Consider the following 19,810-nt stretch of genomic DNA (forward strand, 5'->3'; position numbering starts at 1 on the left):
TAAATTACTTATAAGTAACTTTTGTTACAATAATGTTACTAAAGTATTGCAGATTAATTTTTTAAGTGCTATAATGAAAATGAAATAAAGATAAAAAGACATTTGGAGTCCTATTATGAAAAAGAGATTAGTTATTGCACTTTCAGTACTTGGAATAATGTTAAGCCTATTTTTCGCTTTTAAAATGCTGTCCTCGAATTCTCAAGAGACGGAGGCTAAAAAAGAATTTGGTCAAACCCAAGTTAAAAAAGCAAAACCCATAAAAGAAAAAGCAAGCGAAAGTGAAGATAAGACAAAGTCTTCTAAATCTGAAACAATTAATACTAGTCAACAAAACACAAGTCAAACCGATCAGCCTCAGAGTCAAGAAAGCAGTAGCCAATCTACAAGCCCTTCTAATGAGACAGTAAATGAAAATGTTAGTTCAGTGCAAACCTTGCTAAAAAGTTTACAAAAACAGGACTATTCCCCAATTGCAGGAACCTGGAAAAATGATTTAGGGGAAGTCTTAATTATTGCTGCTGACGGCAGTTTCACACTTGACTACAAACAGACGGATGGTACAGTAACTAGAGGTCAAGACAAAATTGGTAATGGATATATCCATGAAAATTGTTACCTTGCTAGTATAACGGGGGCAGGCTTATTGGTTACACCAGCTGGAGTGAAAAATGCCCATATAGGTACTGTCTATAATCAAGATTCCATCACAATGGGGCAATCCATAGAAGCTGATAAACATCCATTTTTTAAACAGTAATGGAGAGAAGTCCTATTTGAAAATAAAACAATAGGATAATAAGGAGCGAAAAAATGAAAAAGAAAATTATGATTAGTGCAGTAGTTCTAACATTGGCGTGTTCAAGTATTCTTTGCCTTGGTCAAGATCAAGAGAGTGCTCAAGAACAATTCAACAACAAAGCTATTCCAGTCAGTTATCAAAAAGCCGCAAGTAAAGCAGGTGTAAAGGATAGTCAAAAAGTTGACGGTAAAAAAGCTACAACTTCCAGTCTTCAAAATAATATTATTCTCCCACAAGTAGAGCAAGTTGTAGCAGACCAAGGCTCAGAAAATCAAACTCTAAATAGCGAGACTGTTAGTCAAGCAAATGTTGTTTCAGAAAAAACTACTATAGATACCTCCACAGTTGTAGTACCAGAAACGAAGCCAAGTGGAATTGCTGAAAAGGCACAAACAAATGCAAGTGCCGAAACTAGCACAACTAGTCAAAGCCAAGATGTGGCAGATAAATCTCTTGTTACACCAACCCTTTTACCAATACCTGCTGCTTTGGTTGGGACTTGGAGTGTTCAGCCAGATCCTGATTGGTTAGTAACAATTACGATCTCAGCAGATGGAACTGTTACACGGGTAGACAAGTCGTCAGGATATGTCCATTATGCTCAACCTCAAACTGCCTATTTTAATGGTGTTTATGATCGTGGCAATGGCTACTATGAGTTAGTCGGTAATAATGGCTATAACCAAGCAATTATGATTCCTGGCGGTATTGGTGGGGCTAATATCAAATATACCTTTGGTTTCCAACTGCAAGGAACAAGTCTTGTTCCAGTTTTGTGGCAAACAGGTAACAATTCGGAATTTGACTATTCTTATCCCTTAGGTGGTATAAGCCTTGTAAAACAATAAGAAAAGAAAGACTTCCCTTTGGAAGTCTTTCTTTTCTTATATAAGTCCGTAATGTTTTAAGCCGAAGGCGATACCGTCTTCTGTATTTTTATGGGTGATAAACTCCGCTAATTCTTTCAGTTGAGGGATTGCATTTTCCATTGCAACTGGATGGTCAACAGCCTTGAGCAGGTCCAAATCATTGCCTCCATCCCCAAATCCATATGTCGGGACATCATCTAAGTTCAAAGCACGTTTGATAATATTAACGCCTGTACCTTTGTTAAATCCTTTTTTTACGACGTCTATTGAATAGGGACTATTCCTTAAAAAACGAAGATTAGGAACTGCTTCAACGTAAAGATGGTCGTTTTCTTTGTTGGAACCACCAACAAGGACCATATTGATGTCTACATCTAAGTAGTAGCTAGGGTCGGTTCGGGGGATTGGGCCGTGGAAATAGTTGAAGTGACCAATTAAGCCTGGTGATTGTCCAGCTAATACCAGCTCACCTGGGGTATAGTAAGCAATGCTCTCTCCTAAGCTACGGGCCAACTCCAATGTTTTTGTGATATCGTCATTATCAATTGTTTCTGAAAAAATAATCTCATTGTTAACTTGAACTACCATACCATTGAGCATGGCTACTGAATTGATACCAGATTCTTCCAAGACATTTTCTAATTCTAAAATAGAACGGCCAGTAGCGATAACTGGAAGATAGCCATTGGCACGAAGTTGGTCTAATGCTTGTCGATTTTCAGAAGAAACATGAGATGAAGCATCAAGTAGTGTCCCGTCTAAGTCAAAAAAAACAATTCCCTTATAGTTCATAAATTCTTACCATTATATTTTCTATTAATTTTAGTAAAATCACTTTACTCTTAGGTCTATTTTACCATGACTTTTGTAAAAACACTTTCATGAGGTCTTTCCTATCTTTTTAGATTAAATTGTGTTAAAATAGTTTAGTTGTTAATTGAACGACAGAACTATAAAGGCTTATAAGGCAGCTTCGCACTGCTTTTTTAGAAAAGAGAAACATTTGAAATTTACAGAATTAAACTTATCAGAAGACATCCAATCAGCTGTTGTAACAGCAGGTTTTGAACAAGCATCTCCAATCCAAGAGATGACAATTCCACTAGCATTAGAAGGAAAAGATGTCATTGGTCAAGCACAAACAGGAACTGGTAAAACAGCTGCTTTTGGACTTCCAACCTTGAATAAGATCCGCACGGATGAAAATATTATCCAAGCACTTGTTATTGCACCAACTCGTGAACTTGCTGTTCAGAGTCAGGAAGAACTCTTCCGTTTCGGTCGTGATAAAGGTGTTAAAGTCCGCTCAGTATACGGTGGTGCAAGTATTGACAAACAAATTAAAGCCCTAAAATCAGGTGCTCATATTGTTGTAGGTACTCCAGGTCGTTTGCTTGACTTGATTAAACGTAAAGCATTAAAACTTGACCATGTTGAAACACTTATCCTTGATGAAGCTGACGAAATGCTTAACATGGGCTTCTTAGAAGACATTGAAGCAATTATCAGCCGCGTTCCTGCTGAACGCCAAACCCTGCTCTTTTCTGCAACTATGCCAGCTCCAATTAAACAAATTGGCGTTAAGTTCATGAAAAATCCAGAGCATGTCCAAATTAAAAATAAAGAATTAACCAACGTTAATGTTGAACAATATTACGTTCTTGTTAAGGAACAAGAAAAATTTGATACTATGACACGATTGATGGACGTTGATCAACCAGAACTTTCAATAGTTTTTGGTCGTACAAAACGTCGTGTCGATGAAATTACACGTGGTTTGAAATTACGTGGTTTCCGTGCAGAAGGTATCCATGGTGACCTTGATCAGAATAAACGTTTACGCGTTATTCGTGATTTCAAAGGGGACCAAGTTGATATCTTGGTAGCAACAGACGTTGCTGCGCGTGGATTAGACATTTCAAACGTAACTCACGTTTATAACTATGATATTACACAGGATCCAGAAAGCTATGTTCACCGTATTGGACGTACTGGACGGGCTGGTAAATCAGGGGAATCAATCACATTCGTTTCACCAAACGAAATGGGTTACTTGAGTATGATTGAAAACCTCACTAAGAAACAAATGAAACCACTTAAACCAGCAACTGCTGAAGAAGCTTTCCAAGCTAAAAAGAAAGTGGCACTTAAAAAGATTGAACGTGATTTCGCAGACGAAACGATTCGTTCAAACTTTGATAAATTTAAAGGCGATGCAATCCAACTTGCCTCTGAATTTACACCTGAAGAGTTAGCTTTATACATCTTAAGCTTAACTGTCCAAGATCCAGCTGACCAACCAGAAGTTGAGATTGCTCGTGAAAAACCATTACCATTTAAATATGTTGGTGGTGGCCATGGTGGTGGTAAAAAATCAGCTAAAGGTGGTCGTGGACGCGACAATCGTCGTGGTGGTGGTCGTGATGGTGAACGTCGTGGAGGCGGTTACCGTGGTAAACGTGATGACCGTCGTAAAGATAAACGCGACGAAAACGGTGGTGGACGTGACTTCAAACGTAAACCAAAACGTAATGCGAATGAATTCTTAAATAAAGATAAAAAATCAAATAAAAAAGATTCAGGGTTTGTCATTCGTCATAAAGGTGAATAATAAAAAAAGGAGTTGAATTCGTTTTCAACTCCTTTTTTTCTTGGTCTTTCATATCTTTTTAAGAGAGAATTTGTTATAATGGTGCCAACCATTTTTGGTATTTTTAATGAAAATTAGGAGGACGATTGGATGTCTAATGCCAATCACCCGTCTTTTGATAAAGCTACAAAAGCCGGATTTGTAATCGCACTCGGAATTGTATATGGAGATATAGGAACAAGTCCCCTCTATACCATGCAGTCATTAGTTGAGAACCAGGGTGGTTTGACACAAATGTCTGAACAATTCATTCTAGGTTCAGTTTCACTCATTATTTGGACATTGACCTTAATTACAACTGTTAAATATGTTTGGATTGCTTTGAAAGCTGATAACCATCACGAAGGTGGAATTTTCTCACTTTATACTTTGGTTCGAAAAATGTCCAAATGGTTAATTCTACCAGCAATGATTGGTGGAGCTACCTTGCTATCAGATGGGGCTCTAACGCCAGCAGTGACAGTTACCTCTGCCATTGAAGGTCTAAAGGCAGTACCTGGAATAGAAACTATTTATAATAATCAAACCAACGTTATCATAACCACATTAGTAATAATCTTAATGCTATTTAGTATCCAACGATTTGGAACCAGTTTGATCGGTAAATTATTTGGTCCGGTTATGTTAGTTTGGTTCACTTTTCTTGGCGTTATGGGTCTAATTAACAGTTTAGGACACTTGGAAATTTTCAGGGCAATTAATCCTTACTACGCACTCCATTTATTAATGAGCCCAGAAAACCATAGGGGAATCTTTATCTTAGGATCTATTTTCCTTGCTACCACAGGAGCAGAAGCCCTTTATTCTGATTTAGGACACGTTGGTCGGGGGAATATCTATGTCAGCTGGCCTTTTGTAAAAGCCTGTATCGTCTTATCTTATTGCGGACAGGGTGCTTGGATTTTAGCCAATAAAAATAGTGGCATTGAATTAAATCCCTTCTTTGCAAGCGTCCCAGAAAACTTCCGGGTTTACGCCGTGATTCTTGCCACAATGGCAGCCATAATTGCATCGCAAGCATTAATTACGGGGTCATTTACCCTAGTTGCGGAAGCAATGCGCTTGAAAATTTTCCCACTCTTTAGAGTTACCTATCCGGGTGAGAATTTAGGACAATTATACATTCCAGTAATTAACTGGGTCTTGTTCTTAATCACATCAAGTACAGTTCTTTATTTCCGAAATTCAGCACATATGGAATCTGCATATGGTCTAGCCATTACGATTACCATGTTAATGACAACCATCCTCTTAAATTATTATTTAATCAAACGAGGAATGAAGTCAATGTTGGCACATTTAGCCATGTCATTCTTCGCCATTATCGAGTTTATCTTCTTCTGGGCATCAGCCGTTAAATTCCTTCATGGTGGCTATGTTGTTGTTATCATTGCTTTGACTATTATTTCCCTTATGTTCATCTGGCATCGTGGAACAAAAATTGTCTTCAAGTATGTTAAGTCACTTAACCTTTTGGACTACCGTGATCAAATTAAAGCTCTTCGTGATGACACATCAATTGATTTGTACCAAACTAATGTTGTCTATTTAACTAACCGTATTAAAGATAACATGATTGATAAATCCATTCTCTATTCTATCTTAGACAAACGACCAAAACGAGCTAAAGTTTATTGGTTTGTGAATGTAAAAGTTACAGATGAACCCTATACAGCTAAATATAAGGTTGATATGATGGATACGGATTATATGGTTAAAGTAGAACTTTACCTTGGCTTTAGAATGCCTCAAACCGTTCCTCGTTATCTAAGAACCATTGTTCAAGATTTGATGGAAAGTGGTCGCTTGCCAAAACAAGTTCAGGAATATTCAATCTCACCAGGACGTGAAGTAGGAGATTTCCGCTTTGTCATCATTGAAGAACGGGTCTCTCAAGCTAGACAATTGACTGGTTTCGAACGTTTCATTATGCAAACCAAATCAAGTATCAAACACTTTACAGCAACACCTACCCGTTGGTTTGGCTTACAATATTCTGAAGTTAAGGTTGAGTTAGTTCCATTAATACTTTCAGATATTTTAAAACTCCCAATCAAAGAAGTCAAAGAAGTCGAAGTAAAACCTGAAACAGTATAATCTAAAAGACATGAGAATTGTTCTCATGTCTTTATTTCTTGGATTAAGAATGTTATTTTTTTAGATGCTCTTTGATATAATCTAATTTTTGTTGACGTGTTTTCCGTTTTTTGAAGAGTGCTTCGGCGCTCATGGCTTCTTGTTTATTTGGAAAAGATTCACTATAAATAAGGTTAACAGGTAAACGAGCACGGGTGTATTTTGCCCCTTTGCCAGCATTGTGCTTTTTCAATCTATTTTCTAAATCAGTAGTATAACCAGTATAAAGTGTTCCATCGGCACACTCTAATACGTACATATATGCTTCCTTATCTGTCATGACTAAAAGCCTTTTTGATTAATAAAAAGAGAGCTTGCAAGGCCAAGATAATGAAATAGCAGATAAACCAGACTAATTCGGTGACCATTTTTGCAGCCGTTGTTTGAATGGCACCAGAACCATCTGTATTACGAAACCATAAAAAAAGTGCAACAATGACAACTAAGCAAAATAAGATGAGGTTACCGAGGAGGAAATTTTTTTTCATAGGTTTTTACTTTCTTTTTCATTTTCATGTGAACCAAAATAAATCCGCTTAATTTGATCAGTGTAGTCTCCATTGTCTTGGTGAACAATCAGTGGTGGTAGAATTATTAATCCATCAATAGAGCCGTCTTTGATGGCTTCAATTAAGAGCATATTAGCATCATTTCCCACTTTGGGATAAACAAATTGAATGCGTTTGGGAGCTAAGCCATATTGTCTTAAACAATCTAGAATATCAATGAAACGGTCGGGGCGATGAACCATAGCCAAACGACCATTAGATTTCAGTGCGTGTCGACTGATTTGACAAATTTCTTCTAAATTTGTAGTAATTTCATGTCGAGCCAAAAGATAATGCTCAGAGAGATTTTTTTTAGATGTTTCACTAGCTTTGAAATAAGGTGGATTACAAAGAATTAAATCAACTCCTGATCTAGGAACGTAATCAAGGAGATTTTTTAAATCATCACGGACCATCGAAACTTGTTCTTCTAATTGATTGAGTTTGATGGAGCGTTGGGCCATATCAGCAAGTCTTTCTTGGATTTCAACTTCCACGATTCGTGCTCGCGTTTGTTGACTAGCAAAAAGGCCAATGGCCCCGTTTCCTGAACAAAGGTCGACGATTAATCCTCTGCTAGGTATTTTTGGAAAACGGGAGAGGAGGACACTATCTATAGAATAAGAAAAAACATCTTTATTTTGAATTATTTTAACTTGGTCTGAATAAAGTTGGTCAATGCGCTCGCCAGTTTTTAAAAGATTTTCATTCATAGCCTTATTATAGCAGAAAAAGGATATGATAGAAATGCTTTGCTTAGTATCCTCTAGAGCTTTGCATGTTTGATTAGGTTGACATTCATTAGTTTCGTGATACAATAAATAAAGTCAAATCGATTAAAGGAGATTCAGGTGTTTTACGCTTATTTACGAGGACTTGTTGTCTTTATTTTATGGGTTGTGAATGGCAATGCCCATTATCACAATGAAGAAAATATTTTGGATAAGGATGAAAATTATATCTTGGTAGCACCCCATCGGACCTTTTGGGATCCTGTTTATATGGCTTTTGCTGCCCGTCCTAAGCAATTTATTTTTATGGCTAAAAAAGAGTTATTTACCAATCGCCTTTTTGCTTGGTGGATCAAAATGTGTGGTGCTTTTCCAATTGATCGTGAAAACCCATCGCCGGATGCCATTCGTTATCCCGTCAACGTTTTGAAAAAGAAAGACCGGTCCTTGGTCATGTTTCCCAGTGGTAGTCGTCATTCTCAAGATGTTAAAGGTGGCGTTGCGGTTATTGCTAAAATGGCAAAAGTTAAAATTATGCCAGCAGCCTACACTGGACCAATGACGCTCAAAGGATTAATTGCTGGAGAGCGCGTGGACATGAATTTTGGTCATCCGATTGATATTTCGGATATTAAACGCATGAATGATGAAGGAATTGTTGAAGTTGCTAACCGAATTCAAACGGAATTTAACCGCTTAGATGCTGAGAATGCACCTTATCAAACAGGAAAAAAACGTAACATTTTAACCTATCTCTATCGTATCCCACTTGCTTTGGTGCTGATTATCGTACTCTTACTAACTCTCATCTTTACCTTTATTGCAAGTTTTGTTTGGGATCCTGATAAACATAAAGCTTAAAAATATCCTCTTGGATATTTTTTTTGATTTTCGGAGATTATTTTCCAAAAAAGTCGAATAATATAGTGAGGTGAAAAAATGTTAGATAAACTATTAGCTTTAAAAGATAGATATCCTGAAATCTTTAATTGGACCAATTTATTAACTGTCTTCTTAAGTTTAGCTTTACTAGTCACTTTGGGTCTTTTCTTTTTTGGGGACAATAGCTCCCTAGAAAAGAAAACTTCTAATGTCAATTTTGATACTGTAGCCAAAAGTAGCGAGGCATCAGCTGAGCTAGCAGAATCAAAAGTAAGGACTGATAAGACGACTATTCAAGAAATTGTGGTTGATTTAAAAGGGGCTGTTAAGAAAGAAGGGGTATACCACCTGCCACTTGAAAGCCGTGTTGCTGATTTAATTGAAATGGCAGGAGGACTCTTGGAGTCAGCTGAACCAAAGGCTATTAATTTAGCTCAGAAATTAAGTGATGGATCGGTTATTTATGTGGCTCAAAAAGGGGAAGCAAAAGCAGTAAATCTTACGGAAAATTTATCTTCCGAATCGTCTCAAGCAGAAGTTGGAAAAGGCAAGGTTAATATTAATAGAGCTAGTATTGATGATTTGCAAAAGATTCCTGGTATTGGTGAAAAGAGAGCACAAGAAATCATCGAGGCACGAGAAGCTGTTGGCGGATTTAAGAAACTGGAGGACCTTTTGAAAATTTCAGGAATTGGAAAAAAGACTATAGAAAAGTTGAAAAATGAAATCAGTCTTGACTAAGCAGTTTCCTATACCACTTATTCATTTCATTTACCTGTTTTTATTGGGCTTTTACAGTTTTCATTTTCCAAGTTGGCCTTTGTTTCTTGTAGATTTACTAGCAATTTATCATTTGATCAGAAATTATCCTAAGTTATTTTTTAAAATTATCTGTCTCCTTATTTTTGTAATGGGCTATTTTTTTCTGCAAGAAGTGAATGAGCAAAAAGCAATGAATAAGCAAGTTATAAATCCTAGTCAGGTTCGCTTAATACCAGATAGTCTTTCCATAAATGGTGATTCCATATCATTTACAGCTTCTGATAATAATGACAATTATTATAAAATCTTTTATCGAATGAAAAGTAAGAATGAAGCGGATTTTTTTAAACGCAATTCTGATTATCTATTAATTTCTGCAGCTATTAAACTTGAAAAAGCTGAACAAATGCGAAATTTTAGAGGCTTTGACTATAGGGAATTTTTAAAAAAACTAGGGATATATAGGGTCGCTCGTATAAGTGACATTAGAAGTATAAAAATTTCAAAAGCAAATTCTATTTTTGAGCGTTTAAGAAAGTGGAGACGACAAGGAATTGTTCTTTGCCAAACACAATTTCCAAAGCCCATGTCTGATTACATGACGGGGTTATTATTTGGTTATCTGGATAAATCATTTGGTCAAATGACCCAGATTTATAGTCAATTAGGAATCATTCATCTTTTTGCTTTATCAGGAATGCAAGTTTCTTTTTTTCTCAATCTATTTCGAAGAGTCCTCGTCATTAGTGGTATTCCAAAGGACCATTTTCCCTATTTTGATTTACCCTTTTCCATCGTTTATGCTTTTTTAACTGGATTAAGCGTTTCTGTTATTAGAAGTTTGCTGCAAAGAAATTTAAGAAATTTCCATGTTAAAGGTTTAGATAATCTATCACTGGCCTTCCTCCTCATGTTTTTTTTTCAACCCAATTTTCTACACAGTATTGGCGGCATCCTTTCTTTTGCTTACGCCTTTTTCATCACAATTATCAGCTGTGATCATTATGAAGGGAAGAAACGAATCCTTGTTGAAACGATTGTTCTTAGTATTTGCCTCTTACCTTTCTTAATTGTATACTTTGGTCAGTTTAACCCCGTAGCTATTCTGTTGACAGCGGTCTTTTCCCTACTCTTTGATAGTCTCATTCTACCCGTTCTCTGCCTGGCTTTTCTCTTAACCCCTATTTTTAAGCTCAGCTCTTTGAATCCCTTATTTATGTTAATGGAAAGGTTAGTTATCAGCTTAGGACAAATTTTTAGCAAAGCTATTATTTTTGGAAAACCTAATAGCTTTCAATTTCTACTTTTAATCTTTCTACTAGGCTCCTTTTTGCACTTCATGAAAGAGTTTAGGAAGACTATTGGGATAGGATTAGTCATTTTATGTTTATCATTTAGCATCAAGCTGCCATTTACAAATGAAGTAACCATAGTTGATATTGGTCAAGGAGATAGTATATTGATACGGGATATTCGTAATCGAACTATTTTAATTGACGTCGGAGGAAGTCAACATTTCCAAGGGAACGAGGCATGGCAGAAGAAGTTTCAAGAAGCAAATGCTGAGGGAACGCTAATACCCTATCTAAAAAGCCGAGGTATCAGTAAAATAGATCAACTGGTTTTGACGCATACTGATAATGATCATGTTGGAGATATGGAAGCTGTAGCAAGACATATTAATATTAAAGAGATTTTAGTCAGTCAGGGAAGTTTAAAGAATGGTGCTTTTCTTTCAAGGCTTAAAAAAATAAAAGTTCCAACAAGTGTCGTCAAAGCAGGTGACCGCTTGCCAATTATGGGTTCTTATTTACAGGTTTTATACCCTTGGAAAATTGGTGATGGCAAAAATAATGACTCGATTACTCTTTATGGACAATTACTCGATAAAAACTTTCTTTTTACGGGTGATTTAGAAGCTGAAGGTGAAGAGGATATTATGGAGAAATACCCCAACTTACCAGTAGACATTTTGAAAGCAGGTCATCATGGTTCAAAAGGTTCCTCTTCTAAGGCTTTTCTTAAACATATTTCAGCAAAAGTAGCTTTGGTTTCAGCTGGGAAAAATAATCACTTTCATCATCCACATCCGGATACCTTAGAGCGATTTAGAGAAAGAGAAATGACAGTTTATCGAACGGATCAACAGGGGGCTATTCGTTTTTCTGGTTGGAAGCAGTGGCAAGTGCAAACTTGCCACTAAGTCCTTACATCAATTTTGATAAGTTGAAGGACGGTGCATAAAATAGCCAATAATTTTGATATAATAAGGATATGATTGCAATTGAAAAATTAAGAAAATTGTCTAAAGAAAATTTAGAATTGATTACCCTGGTGACTGGTGAAGATATCGGTCAATACAGTCAGATAAAAGAAAAACTACTGGAAACAATTGGCTATGAAAATGATGATTTAGCCTATTCCTATTTTGATATGTCTGAGGGTGTCTATCAAGATGCTGAAATGGACCTTTTGAGTCTCCCTTTTTTTGCGGATGCCAAGATTGTTATTTTTGACCAACTTTTAGATATAACCACACAAAAAAAGAACTATCTGAAAGAGCAAGAACTTAAAGCCTTGGAAGCTTATCTGGAAAATCCTTTGGAAACCACACGCCTGATTATTTTTGCTCCAGGTAAATTGGATGGAAAAAGACGGATTGTTAAGCTACTAAAAAGAGATGGTCAGATATTTGAAGCAAATCCCTTAAAAGAGCAGGAATTAAAGTCTTATTTTCAATCTTATGGAAATGAATTAGGTTTAAGCTTTGATAGTGGTGTTTTTGATTGTTTATTAGCTAAAGCTAACGGTGATTTTAGTCAGATGGTCAAAAATTTAAGGTTTTTAACTTCTTATAAAAAAGATGGTCATATAACCTTGATGGATATTGAAGAAGCGATACCTAAGACTTTACAAGATAATATTTTTGATTTATCGCGGTTCTTGATTCAAAAAGAAAGTACTCAGGTTACTGATTTGGTTCATGACTTAAGACTTGCAGGTGAAGATGAAGTCAAATTAATCGCTATTTTATTAGGACAATTCCGTCTATTTCTGCAAATTGCTATTTTACAGAAGCAAGGAAAGAATGAACAGGCCATTGTTCAAACCTTGTCTGATTTAATAGGACGAAAAGTTAATCCTTTCCAAGTTAAATATGCCCTGAGAGATTCCCGCCAACTCAGTTTAAGTTTTTTGAAGAAATGCGTGCATACCCTGATTGAGACGGATTATCAGATCAAATCGGGTGTCAATGATAAGACCTATTTATTTGATTTAGCCATGCTTAAAATCATGGTTGATTGACGATTTAGAAAGTCTGTCCTACAGCTAAAAATGACCAGTTTACCATTAATCAAAATAGTTGAAAGCTCTATCAAATTGCGTTACTATAGACTTATCAAATAAAGGAAAAGAGGAATACCTAATGGCTATTATTTTACCTGAACTTCCATACGCATATGATGCACTTGAACCACAATTTGACAAAGAGACTATGACTCTTCACCATGATAAACACCATGCAACTTATGTTGCAAATGCAAATGCAGCTTTAGAAAAACATCCTGAATTAGGCGACAATGTTGAAGAACTTTTAGCAAATGTTGACGCTATTCCTGAAGATATCCGTCAAGCATTAATTAACAATGGTGGTGGACACCTTAACCACGCTCTTTTCTGGGAATTATTATCACCTGAAAAAACTGAAATCACTAGCGATGTTGCATCTGCTATTGATCAAGCATTTGGTTCATTTGATGCTTTTAAAGAAGCTTTCACAGCTGCAGCAACTGGCCGTTTCGGTTCTGGTTGGGCATGGTTAGTTGTTAATGGAGAAGGTAAACTCGAAGTTATCTCAACTGCAAACCAAGATACACCTATTTCACAAGGTAAGAAACCTATCTTAGGTCTTGATGTTTGGGAACATGCTTACTACCTCAACTACCGTAATGTACGTCCAAACTACATCAAAGCTTTCTTTGAAATTATCAACTGGAATAAAGTTGATGAATTATATCAAGCAGCAAAAGCATAAGAAGAAGTTTTGCAAAACTATTGAAACTGATCCTCAGGGTCAGTTTTTTTCTACTCTGTGTGAATGACAACATGATTTATTTCCACTTGAAGGTAACTGATTTCTTTCAGTTTTGCATTTTTGAAATAATAGTCTCATCAAAATTAAATAAAAGAAAAAAATCTAAATTTTTTAATCAAAGATAACTATAAGATTTTATTATGATTTGAAAAAACCATAAAAGAAGAGTTTTGTAATCAAAATGACATAATAATGTCGGAAATTTGAAACAAAGCCTTGCTTTTTTATTAAATTAATATAAAATATAATTATAGGAGATGAGATTGTGCGTGATAGAAGATTTTTTGGGTTGCCAGAAACTGTAAAAATCGTTGTTTTAGCTATACTAGCTCTTTTTTTAGGTTTAGTTGTAACTGTTTCAGCTTTAGAAAAAGGCAAAGTCCATTCACATAAAGATGAAGTAAAAAAAGTTATTAAGAAAAAAGAAAAGCCCATAGAAAAATCTGCGGAGGCTAAAAAGGCAGTTATGGATGCTGATTTAGCGCGGATGGATTCTTTAGGTTTATATTATGAATACGATAAATTAAGTTTAGTCGATACTGTCAAGGCTTATTTGGATGAATTTGGTATTGATCATTCACAAATTGCATTTACCTATAAGGATATTGAATCCGGTAAAATGTACTCCATGAATGATACCCAACCTATGACTGCTGGTTCAACTTATAAATTACCTTTGAATATGTTGGTAGTCGATGAAGTGGAAAAAGGGAAATACACTCTAGACGAGCGCTTTGATATCACCAATACGACTTATGAATATTTGATGGAACATAATGCTTATGTTAATCAATTTGCTGGCGCTATGTCAATTCCAGATATGCAAGAATATTCTTTAGTTTATTCTGAGAATACGCCTGCATACGCCTTAGCAGAACGATTAGGTGGAATGGAAAAAGCCTACAAGAAATTTGATCGCTATGGTAAGTCTAAGGGAGAAATCAAAACCATTCGTGAAGAAGGCAATAAGACAACAACAGATTACTATATCCAAGTCTTAGATTACCTTTGGAAACATAAAGAAAAATACAAAGATGTATTATACTACATTGGCGAATCTTTCCCAGGTCAGTATTATAAGACTTATTTGCCTGCCGATTTAGTTGTTTATCAAAAGCCGGGCTACGTACGTGAAGCTCTCAATGTTGATGCTATCGTCTGCGAAAAGAGTCCCTACATGATTGCTCTTTACACCAAGAATTTGGGTGGTTCAACTGAGGAATCTGATGAAATTTCAGGCCCAGGATACAACCAATTAGTTGGTTTAACCTATGTCATTAATGAATGGCACCGGGTTAACCAGAATAAAGAATAGTTTGAAGCCAAAATAACCGAGACCACAGTCTCGGTTATTTTTTTGTGATAAAGAAATTAAGTAAAATCTTTGATTAGGCTATTTTACAAACATGGCGTCACCGAAACTAAAGAATCTGTATTTTTCATCAACCGCATGTTTGTAGGCTTCGAGGACAAATTCGCGTCCAGCAAAGGCTGATACGAGCATGACTAAGGTTGATTTTGGCAAGTGGAAGTTGGTTGAGAAGGCATCAACAACTGTAAACTGGTAACCAGGTTTGATGAAAATGTTTGTCCAACCTGAATCTGCCTGGATATCTCCCTTAAATTTGCTGCCAATCGTTTCAAGTGTTCTAATAGAAGTGGTACCAACTGCGACAACACGACCACCAGCTTTTTTAACATCGCGTAGTATTTGGGCAGACTCTTCTGATAGATGATAAAATTCTGAGTGCATTTCGTGTGCGTCAACGTTATCAACTGAAACGGGTCTGAAGGTTCCTAATCCTACGTGAAGGGTTAGATAGACCAGATGAACCCCTTTAGCTTGAATTTTTTCCAGTAATTCTTGGGTGAAATGGAGGCCAGCTGTAGGGGCTGCGGCAGAACCATTTTCTTTGGCATATACGGTTTGATAGCGTTCAGAATCCTCTAATTTCTCATGAATATATGGTGGCAATGGCATTTCGCCAAGACTTTCCAAGACTTCTAAGAAGATACCTTCATAAGAGAAAGTGACGATTCTACCACCATGCTCAAGTTCTTCAAGAACAGTTGCTTTTAAGCGACCATCACCAAATGAGATTTGGCTACCAACCTTTAGGCGTTTAGCCGGTTTAGCCAGTACTTCCCAGTCATCACCTTGGGTATTTTTCAAAAGCAACAGTTCAACGTGACCGTGTGTATCTGGTTTTTCGCCGTGAAGGCGGGCTGGTAAGACACGCGTATTGTTCATAACCAAGGCATCGCCTGGATTGAGTTGATCAATGATCTGGTCGAAGTGGCTGTCAACCATGGTCTTGTTTTCGTGATCAATAATCAGTAGCTTTGAGCTATCTCTTTGTTCTAGTGGTGTTTGGGCGATTAATTCTTCGGGTAATTCAAAATCAAAATCGTTTGTATTCATTCTTGCTCCTTTTCTGGTTTTATCCTGTCAAGGCAAACCAAATCTTAACTATTATAGCATGCTGATGATACTTCGTCATTACTCTGGCTTAAAAAAGAAATAATCCTTGACAAAAATTGGTATATACCATATAATAGTTTTATAAATAGGTCTATACCAATAAAGGAGATAAAATGAAAGTTATTCGTGTACAAAATCAAGTAGAAGGTGGCCAAGTGGCCTTTAATTTATTGAAAGAAGCTATGGCAGATGGGGCTAAAACCTTGGGATTAGCTACTGGAAGTACACCGCTAGCTTTTTATAAGGAAGTGGTGGCATCTGATTTAGACTTCACTGATATGACTAGTATCAACTTAGATGAATACGTTGGTTTGGCTAAAGAACACGACCAAAGCTATGATTACTTTATGCGTGACAACCTTTTTAATGCGAAACCTTTTAAAGAAAACTTCTTACCAAATGGACTTGCAAGTGATTTGGATGCTGAAGTTAAGGCTTATGATGGGGTTATCGCTGAGCACCCAATTGATTTCCAAATTCTTGGAATTGGTCGTAATGGTCACATTGGTTTCAATGAACCTGGCACATCCTTTGAGATGACAACTCATGTTGTGGACCTGCAAGAATCAACTATCGAAGCTAATAGCCGTTTCTTTGCTTCTCGTGAAGATGTTCCTAAACAAGCTATTTCTATGGGTATCGCTTCAATCATGAAATCAAAAACCATTATTTTAATGGCTTTTGGCAAAGAAAAAGCTCATGCCATCAAAGAAATGATTACTGGACCTGTAACAGAAGACCTCCCTGCGTCAGTGCTTCAAAAGCATGACAATGTCATTGTCATTGTTGACCAAGAGGCGGCCTCAGAATTAGAAAGCCTTTAAGAAAATCTTGAAGAAAAGCGGAAGTCAATCTTCCGCTTTTTGTGTTACACTATTTTTATGCGATTAGATAAATTTTTAGAAGCTCAAAAAATTGGCTCAAGAGGCCAGGTCAAAAAACTGATCAAAAATCAAGAAATTTTAGTGGATGGGATAGTTGCAAGTTCTGGCCGTCAGAACGTTGATCCAGGCCTGCAAGCCATTACTATAGGAGATCACTTGTTAGAAGGGCAGGGGCATCATTATTATATTCTCAATAAACCTACTGGACATGTCTGTGCTCGCAGTGACGCCCAACATCCTACTGTACTAGACTGCTTGTCTGATCATGATCGTTGGCCGGATCTTTACCCAATTGGTCGGCTGGATCGGGATACGGAGGGCTTGGTCTTATTAACGGATAATGGTCCCCTAGGCTTTCGCATGCTGCATCCCAAGCACCATGTCACAAAAACCTATTATGTGGAGGTGAATGGCTGTTTAGGGAATGACGCGCCTGCATTCTTCAGGTCTGGGGTCCGTTTCCATGACGGGACGGTCTGTAAAGCGGCAGCCTTGGAGATTTTGTCTAGCAGTTCGGATTTATCTTCAGCTCGGCTGACTATCTCCGAAGGTAAATTTCACCAAGTCAAAAAAATGTTCTTGGCCTATGGTCTTAAAGTGACCTTTTTGAAAAGAATAAGCTTCGCAGATTTTCACTTGGGAGATTTGGCTATCGGCCAGTATCGGACCTTAAGTCAGTCTGAGATAAGCCTTTTGAAAAGCTACTTGGACTGAAAATATTATGAATTAATTCACAATCCTTGAAAAAATGACTTGCTACGGCTATACTGATTAAGTATCATTTTTAAAGGAGTTTTTTATGTCACATAAATTGTCGACCAAATGGGCTATCTTGTCCATTTCACTTTTCCTGATGTCACACTTAGCCATTGCTCCGGCCATTCCTAAGTTGTATCAACTTTATCATGGGGCTAATCCCCATATTGGTTTGGCCTCGGTTGAAACCTTGGTGACCATCCCAGCCATGATGATTACGCTCTTTGTTCTTTTGAGTAATCTTGTCGTGGCCAAAATTGGCAAATTGAAGACTATTCGTTTAGGCTTAATCCTAATTTTGATTTCAGGGATTGTCTCCTTCCTCACCAGTCAATTTGTGCTAGTTTTAATGGCTCGTTTACTTCTAGGGATTGGAATTGGACTTTATAATTCGCTTTCAATCAGTATTTTGAGTGATTTTTATGAGGGTGATGAAAGAGCTAGTATGATTGGTTTCCGGACCGCGACTCTTAATATTGGTAAAGCCTTAACCACTTTCATGGTTGGTTTGGCCCTCATGATTGGCGTCAATTATACTTACTTGGTTTACCTCCTGGTTATTCCTGTTTATTTCTTCTTCAATGCGAAGGTACCAGGTTTAGATAAGGAATTAGTTCCCTTAAAATCAGCCCGCATTTTTGATGCTAAGATTGCCATTTTAATGGTAATTACTTTCTTAGTGGGCGTTGCTTATATTGGGGCAACGGTTAAAATTCCAACTCTTTTGGTGACTAAATACCATTATTCAAGCTTCTTTGCTAGTAACATGTTGACAGTTTTAGCCTTTTCAGGAATTTTCTCTGGTCTCTTATTTGGCTTCTTAACTAAATTCCTCAAAGAAAAAGCGCTCTTGGTCATGCTTGCCTTGATGGCCCTTGGCAATTTTCTATTTGCTCTTAGTCCATGGCCAATTCTCTTTGTTCTGGCTTCCGTTCTGATCGGAGCTAGTTTTGTCGGAACCATGTCATCCGTCTTTTACTTAATCGCAAAAAGCTATAGTCAGGAGCATATCCACTTTGTGACCAGCTTGGCTATTACCGCAGGGAACATTGGGGTTATTTTAACGCCGGTGCTACTCACTAAAATTCCCGCAGCACTTCATTTGGAGGCCTTCACAACGCCTTTCTTGATCAGTACGACTTTTATGGTGATTGGTCTGGCCCTTTTCCCAGTCTTGCAGAAAAAATAAATTGTTGAGTTATCTTCGGATAGCTCTTTTTTTTCGAATTAAGTAGTAGAACTAGTGGAGGTGTCTATGTTAAAGGCTTTAGATTCTGATGGAAAAATCTTCTGTTTACTCGATGGCTTGCCAGTATCGGGTGCTTACTTTTGTCCCCTGTGTCGGGGAAAGCTTTGCTTCAAGAATGGAAAAATCATGCGACCGCACTTTGCCCATTTGCGTGTGGGGAATTGTCATTATGCTTGGGAAAACGAGTCAGAGGAGCATTTAAGTTTGAAGGCTTTGATTTACCGCAACTTGAGGCCTTTTCATCAGGTGGAAATTGAAAAGTACCTGGACGACTGTGAGCAGGTGGCTGATTTGCTGGTCAATAACCGCCTTGCCTTGGAAGTTCAATGCAGTACATTGGCCATTGAGCGCTTGAGAGAGCGGACTTTGGCTTACCAGAAGGAAGGTATTCATGTTCTTTGGTTGTTAGGCAAATCACTATGGTTGGGGAGAAAATTAAGTCAGCTTAAGCGACAATTTCTTTTGTATTCGCGCTCCATTGGTTTTTATTTATGGGAATTAGATTTAGAAAAGGAAAGTATTCGTCTTAAATACCTGATTCATGAGGATTATTTTGGAAATGTATTCTATCAAATAAGGGAGTTTTCTTTGAAAGCAGACCTCTTAAAAATTTTGAGACTTCCCTTCCTAGACCAATTTGTTGAGCCCATGACGCTTGAGATGCCCAAAAATCTTTTGGTGGAGATTCAAAAAGCTTTAAGAAGGAAAAACCCTTATTGGTTAAAAGAACAAGAAAATGCCTATTTAAGAGGGGATAATATCCTGATGAAAAAGGCGGAATATTTTTATCCATTTCTACATCCACCCCAATCGGAGATTGGTTTTTGCCAGATTGATCAAGACTATCTAAAAGACGCTGACAAGTATTTTTCATATTATAAGAATATTAAGAATAAACAAGTACAAACCCTCTATCCTCCCCGTTTTTATGATAAAATGGAGGTAAGAAAATTTTAGGAGGAT

19 protein-coding genes are annotated in these 19,810 nt (G+C 37.0%); 14 read left to right on the top strand and 5 right to left on the bottom strand.

Going from position 1 to position 19,810, the window contains the following annotated elements:
* The first annotated feature begins 115 nt into the window (after positions 1–115).
* Positions 116–760 carry a DUF6287 domain-containing protein gene (locus tag A9Q68_RS00740; protein ID WP_071792752.1) on the top strand — a complete coding sequence of 215 codons (645 nt, stop codon included), beginning with the start codon at positions 116–118 and terminating at the stop codon, positions 758–760.
* A gap of 53 nt (positions 761–813) precedes the next feature.
* A complete protein-coding gene (locus A9Q68_RS00745; protein WP_071792753.1) occupies positions 814–1,650 on the top strand; it encodes a hypothetical protein in 837 nt (278 codons plus the stop codon).
* Between the two features lie 36 nt (positions 1,651–1,686).
* On the opposite strand, the gene A9Q68_RS00750 is transcribed toward A9Q68_RS00745, so the two are convergent.
* Positions 1,687–2,463: a Cof-type HAD-IIB family hydrolase gene (locus A9Q68_RS00750; protein ID WP_071792754.1), complete on the bottom strand. Its 777-nt coding sequence runs from the start codon at positions 2,461–2,463 to the stop codon at positions 1,687–1,689.
* 211 nt (positions 2,464–2,674) lie between these two features.
* On the opposite strand from A9Q68_RS00750, the gene cshA reads away from it, so the two are divergent.
* Positions 2,675–4,282, top strand: coding sequence for a degradosome RNA helicase CshA (gene cshA / locus A9Q68_RS00755; protein WP_071792755.1), 1,608 nt, complete (start codon positions 2,675–2,677; stop codon positions 4,280–4,282).
* Positions 4,283–4,411: 129 nt separating this feature from the next.
* On the top strand, positions 4,412–6,418 hold the full coding sequence (locus A9Q68_RS00760) for a KUP/HAK/KT family potassium transporter (protein WP_071792756.1): 2,007 nt from the start codon (positions 4,412–4,414) through the stop codon (positions 6,416–6,418).
* A 52-nt stretch (positions 6,419–6,470) separates the two neighbouring features.
* Here the strand turns inward: A9Q68_RS00760 and A9Q68_RS00765 are convergent, their stop codons facing one another.
* From A9Q68_RS00765 to A9Q68_RS00775, 3 genes are read right to left on the bottom strand one after another with little or no spacing between them, the layout of a single operon-like run.
* The gene (locus A9Q68_RS00765; protein WP_071792757.1) at positions 6,471–6,737 is read right to left on the bottom strand and encodes a GIY-YIG nuclease family protein; all 267 of its coding nucleotides are present in this window, start codon (positions 6,735–6,737) and stop codon (positions 6,471–6,473) included.
* Positions 6,727–6,945, bottom strand: a complete 219-nt coding sequence (locus tag A9Q68_RS00770) for a DUF3923 family protein (protein ID WP_071792758.1) — start codon at positions 6,943–6,945, stop codon at positions 6,727–6,729. The genes A9Q68_RS00765 and A9Q68_RS00770 overlap by 11 nt, the downstream gene beginning before the upstream one ends.
* Positions 6,942–7,718, bottom strand: coding sequence for a tRNA1(Val) (adenine(37)-N6)-methyltransferase (locus A9Q68_RS00775; RefSeq protein ID WP_071792759.1), 777 nt, complete (start codon positions 7,716–7,718; stop codon positions 6,942–6,944). Before A9Q68_RS00775 ends, A9Q68_RS00770 begins: the two co-directional genes overlap by 4 nt.
* Positions 7,719–7,856: 138 nt before the next feature.
* Between A9Q68_RS00775 and A9Q68_RS00780 the strand changes: the two genes are divergently transcribed.
* The 6 genes from A9Q68_RS00780 to A9Q68_RS00805 all read left to right on the top strand — a co-directional run bounded on the left by A9Q68_RS00780 (position 7,857) and on the right by A9Q68_RS00805 (position 14,791).
* Complete coding sequence (locus A9Q68_RS00780) at positions 7,857–8,597, top strand: lysophospholipid acyltransferase family protein (RefSeq protein ID WP_071792760.1); 741 nt, start codon at positions 7,857–7,859, stop codon at positions 8,595–8,597.
* A 78-nt stretch (positions 8,598–8,675) separates the two neighbouring features.
* The gene (locus A9Q68_RS00785) at positions 8,676–9,359 is read left to right on the top strand and encodes a helix-hairpin-helix domain-containing protein (RefSeq protein WP_071792761.1); all 684 of its coding nucleotides are present in this window, start codon (positions 8,676–8,678) and stop codon (positions 9,357–9,359) included.
* Entirely contained in the window at positions 9,340–11,583 is a 2,244-nt protein-coding gene (locus A9Q68_RS00790; protein ID WP_083426013.1) for a DNA internalization-related competence protein ComEC/Rec2, read from the top strand. The genes A9Q68_RS00785 and A9Q68_RS00790 overlap by 20 nt, the downstream gene beginning before the upstream one ends.
* Before the next feature lie 71 nt (positions 11,584–11,654).
* Complete coding sequence (gene holA / locus A9Q68_RS00795) at positions 11,655–12,686, top strand: DNA polymerase III subunit delta (RefSeq protein ID WP_071792762.1); 1,032 nt, start codon at positions 11,655–11,657, stop codon at positions 12,684–12,686.
* 121 nt (positions 12,687–12,807) lie between these two features.
* Complete coding sequence (gene sodA, locus A9Q68_RS00800; RefSeq protein ID WP_071792763.1) at positions 12,808–13,416, top strand: superoxide dismutase SodA; 609 nt, start codon at positions 12,808–12,810, stop codon at positions 13,414–13,416.
* A gap of 322 nt (positions 13,417–13,738) precedes the next feature.
* Positions 13,739–14,791 (top strand): serine hydrolase, encoded by a 1,053-nt coding sequence (locus A9Q68_RS00805; RefSeq protein ID WP_071792764.1) that lies wholly within the window; start codon positions 13,739–13,741, stop codon positions 14,789–14,791.
* Positions 14,792–14,869: 78 nt separating this feature from the next.
* Here A9Q68_RS00805 and queA read toward each other — a convergent pair whose 3' ends face one another.
* The gene (queA, locus tag A9Q68_RS00810) at positions 14,870–15,898 is read right to left on the bottom strand and encodes a tRNA preQ1(34) S-adenosylmethionine ribosyltransferase-isomerase QueA (protein ID WP_071792765.1); all 1,029 of its coding nucleotides are present in this window, start codon (positions 15,896–15,898) and stop codon (positions 14,870–14,872) included.
* A gap of 173 nt (positions 15,899–16,071) precedes the next feature.
* Between queA and nagB the strand changes: the two genes are divergently transcribed.
* The 4 genes from nagB (at position 16,072) to A9Q68_RS00830 (ending at position 19,804) form a co-directional block, all read left to right on the top strand.
* Complete coding sequence (gene nagB / locus A9Q68_RS00815) at positions 16,072–16,782, top strand: glucosamine-6-phosphate deaminase (protein WP_071792766.1); 711 nt, start codon at positions 16,072–16,074, stop codon at positions 16,780–16,782.
* Between the two features lie 57 nt (positions 16,783–16,839).
* Positions 16,840–17,556, top strand: coding sequence for a pseudouridine synthase (locus A9Q68_RS00820; protein WP_071792767.1), 717 nt, complete (start codon positions 16,840–16,842; stop codon positions 17,554–17,556).
* Positions 17,557–17,641: 85 nt separating this feature from the next.
* Entirely contained in the window at positions 17,642–18,787 is a 1,146-nt protein-coding gene (locus A9Q68_RS00825) for an MFS transporter (RefSeq protein WP_071792768.1), read from the top strand.
* 66 nt (positions 18,788–18,853) lie between these two features.
* Positions 18,854–19,804 carry a competence protein CoiA gene (locus A9Q68_RS00830; RefSeq protein WP_071792769.1) on the top strand — a complete coding sequence of 317 codons (951 nt, stop codon included), beginning with the start codon at positions 18,854–18,856 and terminating at the stop codon, positions 19,802–19,804.
* The last annotated feature ends 6 nt before the right edge of the window (positions 19,805–19,810 follow it).

It is taken from the genome of Streptococcus bovimastitidis (assembly GCF_001885095.1).
GTDB classification, from domain to species: domain Bacteria; phylum Bacillota; class Bacilli; order Lactobacillales; family Streptococcaceae; genus Streptococcus; species Streptococcus bovimastitidis.